4 protein-coding genes are annotated in these 3370 nt (G+C 71.5%); 3 read left to right on the forward strand and 1 reads right to left on the reverse strand.

The features are described 5' to 3' along the window. Together asnB and AC0CYZ_RS31200 are read left to right on the forward strand one after the other, a co-directional pair. A partial coding sequence (gene asnB, locus AC0CYZ_RS31195) for an asparagine synthase (glutamine-hydrolyzing) (protein ID WP_472222068.1) occupies nt 1-1562 on the forward strand: 1562 nt, incomplete at its 5' end. Between the two features lie 43 nt (nt 1563-1605). Continuing rightward, nucleotides 1606-2436, forward strand: coding sequence for an aldo/keto reductase (locus AC0CYZ_RS31200; RefSeq protein ID WP_472222070.1), 831 nt, complete (start codon nt 1606-1608; stop codon nt 2434-2436). 196 nt (nt 2437-2632) lie between these two features. On the opposite strand, the gene AC0CYZ_RS31205 is transcribed toward AC0CYZ_RS31200, so the two are convergent. Next, a complete protein-coding gene (locus AC0CYZ_RS31205) occupies nt 2633-3016 on the reverse strand; it encodes an HNH endonuclease (protein ID WP_472222072.1) in 384 nt (127 codons plus the stop codon). A 132-nt stretch (nt 3017-3148) separates the two neighbouring features. On the opposite strand from AC0CYZ_RS31205, the gene AC0CYZ_RS31210 reads away from it, so the two are divergent. Beyond that, nucleotides 3149-3370: FmdB family zinc ribbon protein (locus tag AC0CYZ_RS31210; RefSeq protein WP_472222074.1), on the forward strand; the 222-nt coding region annotated here is incomplete at its 3' end.

The raw sequence follows: 3370 nt of genomic DNA on the forward strand, positions 1-3370 counted from the left end.
TGTGCGGAATCGTCGCTGCGTACGGTGACATCGACCCCGACAAGTGCGAGCGGATGCTCGCCCGGATCCATCACCGTGGCCCGGACGATTCCGGGCGGATCGAGCTGGAGCACGCGTGGCTGGGCCACCAGCGGCTCTCGATCATGGACGTGACCGGGGGGAAGCAGCCCATCGCCGACGAGACCGGCTCGGCCTATGTGGTGGGCAACGGGGAGATCTACAACCACGAGGCGATCCGGGACCAGCTGTCCGAGGTCCGGTTCGCGACCGACTCCGACACCGAGTCCGCGTTCCGGCTGGTGCTGCGCGACGGGTCGGCGGCGTTGCACGACCTGCGGGGGATGTACGCGCTGGCGATGGCCCACACCGACGGCCACGGCGTGGTCGCCCGGGACCCGATCGGGATCAAGCCGCTGTACTGGGCCCGGTTGGAGGGGGTGACGCTGTTCGCCAGCGAGCTGCGTGCCTTCGACCCCGAGGACCAGCCGATGGTCGAGGCGTTCCCGCCGGGCTATGTGTGGACCCCGGGGCTGCCCGACACCGGCGCGGTGCACGACGGGTCGATGGTCCGCTTCGCCGACGCGGTGCCGGTGCAGGTCCGCCCGGCGCGCTACGCCCCGGACAAGTCCTGGGACGCCTCGGTGCTCGAGCACGTCCGCGAGGTCCTCTCGGACTCGGTGCGCCGCCACATGATGAGCGACGTCCCGGTCGGGGTGTTCCTCTCCGGCGGGTTGGACTCCGCGATCGTGGCCGCGGTGGCCGCGCAGGTCGCCGCGGAGAAGGGCGAGAAGCTGCCGACGTTCGCGGTGGGCACCGAGGGCAGCGCGGACCTGCTGGCCGCCCGCGCGGTCGCGGAGTTCCTGGGCACCGATCACCACGAGATCGTGCCGACCGCCGAGGACCTCGAGCAGGCCCTCGACGAGGCGGTCACGGTCATCGAGCACTTCGACCCGGCGCTGGTGCGCTCGGCGGTGCCGAACCTGCTGCTGGCCCGCGAGGCCGTCAAGCACGTCAAGGTGGTGCTCACCGGGGAGGGCGCCGACGAGTTGTTCGCCGGCTACTCCTACGTCCACGACGATCCCGCGTTCGCGACCCCGGACGCGTTGCAGGCCGAGCTGGTCCGCTCGATCGAGACGCTGCACGAGCTGAACCTGCAGCGCTGCGACCGGACCACCATGAACTACGGCCTGGAGGCCCGGGTGCCCTTCCTCGACGCCACCGTGATGGAGGAGATGCTGGCCCTGCCCGCGCAGTGGAAGCTCAAGACCGACGGCCGCGCGGAGAAGCAGCTGCTGCGCGAGGCGTTCGCGGACCTGGTCCTCGACGACATCCTGTGGCGGGGCAAGGAACAGTTCGGCGACGGCTCCGGCGCCGGCGAGGTCCTCGCCGAGCTCGTCGAGAAGGAGAAGGCCAAGGAAGGCGCGCAGAACGCCGAGGCCCCCGTGGTCGAGCACGGCTGGGACCTGCGCAGCGACGAGGAGATCGCCTACTACCGCACCTGGTTCCGCACCTTCTCCGGCGTCCGGCCGAACCGGACACTCGGCGCGTTCGCCACCGCGTGACCGTCGGCGGTTGAGGCTTCGACGACCTCGGGTATCCGATGACATGAGCAACGTTCCCGGCATCACGCTCAACAGCGGAGCCACCATCCCGCAGCTCGGGTTCGGGGTGTTCCAGATCGACCCGCAGGACACCGCCGCCACCGTGCAGACCGCCCTCGAGGTCGGCTACCGGCACATCGACACCGCGCAGATGTACGGCAACGAGGCCGAGGTCGGCGAGGCGATCGCGAACTCCGGGATCCCGCGCGACCAGCTGTTCGTCACGACGAAATGCAACAACTCCAACCACGGCTACGACGACGCCCAGCGCGCCCTCGACGAGAGCCTGTCCAAGCTCCGGACCGACTACGTGGATCTCTACCTGATCCACTGGCCGCTGCCCGGCAAGGACCTCTACGTCGAGACGTGGAAGGGCTTCGAGCAGGCCGCGAAGGACGGCAAGGCGCGGTCGATCGGCGTCTCGAACTTCCAGCCCCACCACCTCGACCGGCTCGCCGGCGAGAGCGGGACGGTCCCCGCGGTGAACCAGATCGAGCTGCACCCGCACCTGCAGCAGCCCGAGCTGCGCGAGTACGACCGCAGCCACGGCATCGCCACCGAGGCCTGGAGCCCGATCGGGCAGGGCAAGGGCGTCATCGACGAGGACCGCATCGTCGAGATCGCGAAGGCCCACGACAAGACGCCGGCCCAGGTGACGCTGCGCTGGCACGTCCAGCTCGGCAACATCATCTTCCCGAAGTCGGTCACCGCCTCCCGCATCCGCGAGAACTTCGACATCTTCGACTTCGAGCTCTCCGACGACGAGATGTCGGCCATCGGCGCCCTCGACCAGGGGAAGCGCCTCGGCCCGGATCCCGACCAGTTCGACCGCTGAACCACCGGCTCCCCGGAGCCTGTCCGGTCGCCCTCCCTCGGCGATCGGACGCATGAACGGCCCGGGCACCGACGTCCACGCCCGTCGGTGTCCGGGCCGCTCCACGTCTCGGGGTCCCGGTTCCCTGCTGCCAGCGAAGCGTCGACGCTTGCAGCCAGTGGCAGTAGAGCCCCGTCGTCGTTGACGATCCGGTCGGCTAGGCGGCCGACCGGCGACGGTTCGCGAGTCGCCGGCGCTGCGCGTCGAGGTGCGGCCGGGCCCGCCGCTGGCCGCCACGCTCGTCGATCGCCGCGGCGAGGTCGTCGAGGACGCGCGCCAACCGGTCGGCGTCGGGGTGCCAGCCGCGGCGCTCGCACTCCTCGAGCCAGTCGACGGCACCCCGGTGCCCGCGTTCGCCGTTGCACCGTCGGCAGGCCGCGACCTCGTTCTCCAGCCACGACGGCCCGCCCCGGACCTTGGGGATGACGTGGTCGGTGGTGGCGGGGACCCGCCCGTCGAGAGGGCGGGCGCACCACAGGCAGGTGGCGCCGTCGCGGGCGTGCGCCGCGACCAGGCGCTCGGCACGGCGCGGTTGTCGCATCGCCCTCCAGGGTGCCGCGAGTCGGCCAAGATCGCCCGCGTAACCGTCTCGTGACGAGGCCGGTCGGCCGATTGATGAGCCACTGCGCGCGTGCTCCACTTCGAGGGGCCTCGTGATCGGGAGAGGACAGCCGTGCCGACCTACACGTTCCGTTGCCCGGGGTGCGGGCCGTTCGACGAGCACCGGTCGATGAGCGCGCTCACCGACGCCACGACGTGCCCCGGGTGCGGCGCCGAGGCCCGCCGCGGGATCACCGCGCCGGCGCTGAACGCGGGCGGGGCGGCGCACGCCGTCGCGGCCGCCCACGAGCGGTCGGCGCACGCACCCGGCGTCGTGACCTCCGTACCCTCCGGC

This window comes from Actinomycetospora sp. (genome assembly GCF_055612215.1).